Source organism: Teredinibacter waterburyi (assembly GCF_001922985.1).
In the GTDB taxonomy this organism is placed as follows: domain Bacteria; phylum Pseudomonadota; class Gammaproteobacteria; order Pseudomonadales; family Cellvibrionaceae; genus Teredinibacter; species Teredinibacter waterburyi.
This window is the reverse complement of sequence record NZ_MRUH01000133.1, coordinates 1-838: the sequence shown is the minus strand read 5'-3', so window position 1 is coordinate 838 and position 838 is coordinate 1. Positions and strand designations below refer to the sequence as shown.

The 838-nt window shown below is 48.6% G+C and carries 1 protein-coding gene; it reads left to right on the top strand.

Annotation, left to right across the window (positions count from 1 at the left end; genetic code table 11):
* Nucleotides 1-168 precede the first annotated feature (168 nt).
* Nucleotides 169-708, top strand: a complete 540-nt coding sequence (locus IDZ20_RS10855) for a DUF6988 family protein (RefSeq protein ID WP_223144947.1) — start codon at nt 169-171, stop codon at nt 706-708.
* Nucleotides 709-838: the final 130 nt, after the last annotated feature.

The window sequence follows — 838 nt, the reverse complement described above, 5'->3', positions numbered from 1 at the left end:
TCGCGCAGCTCCATTTTACACAAACGCTCACAGCAAAAATTGCAGGTGAGCTTGGCGTTATGAGAAGGGAAGCCATTGATAAACTGTCTTTTATCGCGATCCGCGGAACTCGAGAGCAAGCTCTTGGAATTTATGGCGCTAGCTCCGTTCGATGATTCAGAAAGGATCATGGCCAGCAAGGTAATGTGCAGCGTTGCTTTCGAGCATGCCGAGAGTGCAAAGATGCTGATTTCTGGTGGTAACTTAACGTCCGCTACGGGACTTGTCCGTCTTCAGTATGAAGCTCTGGTCAGGGCAATGTGGCTTCTTTATGCCGCTTCTGACGCCTCCGTGTCAAAGTTAACCAGTGAATTGACACAAGAGACAGCTGATAGAGCGAATAGGCTCCCAATGCTCAGCGAAATGCTAGAGAAATTGCAGGGTAAAGCCCCCCAGGAACCGGTGAATATGCTGTTGGAATTCAGGGAGTATTCTTGGAGGCCTCTCAGTTCTTTTGTCCACGGTGGTATTCATGCAATCCATCGCCACAGCAAAGGCTACCCGTTTCCCTTGCTAGAGCAGATGGTAAGAATATCCAATGGTGTATCTGTAATGGTGGGTATGCTGTTGGTTATATTGCATGGTGGTGGTGAGCAGCGTGGCAAAGTGCCAAAAATCCAAAGAGAGTTTGCGGATTGTCTACCTGAGACAAAGTCGCAAATCTCATAACAAAGCCATTAAGTCTGTTCCGGGCCGATGGCCCTCCACCGGACGGCTTTCAGCCGCCGCTTATGGCCGGCGTTATGCGTGGTATTAAAAAAGTGCTTTGTCGGTTTTAGGTTTGTGGTAATTGTCTTTT

Bases quoted from the DNA above. Each gene is read 5' to 3' on its own strand.
- IDZ20_RS10855 (WP_223144947.1), top strand. From the start codon at position 169: ATGGCCAGCAAGGTAATGTGCAGCGTTGCTTTCGAGCATGCCGAGAGT.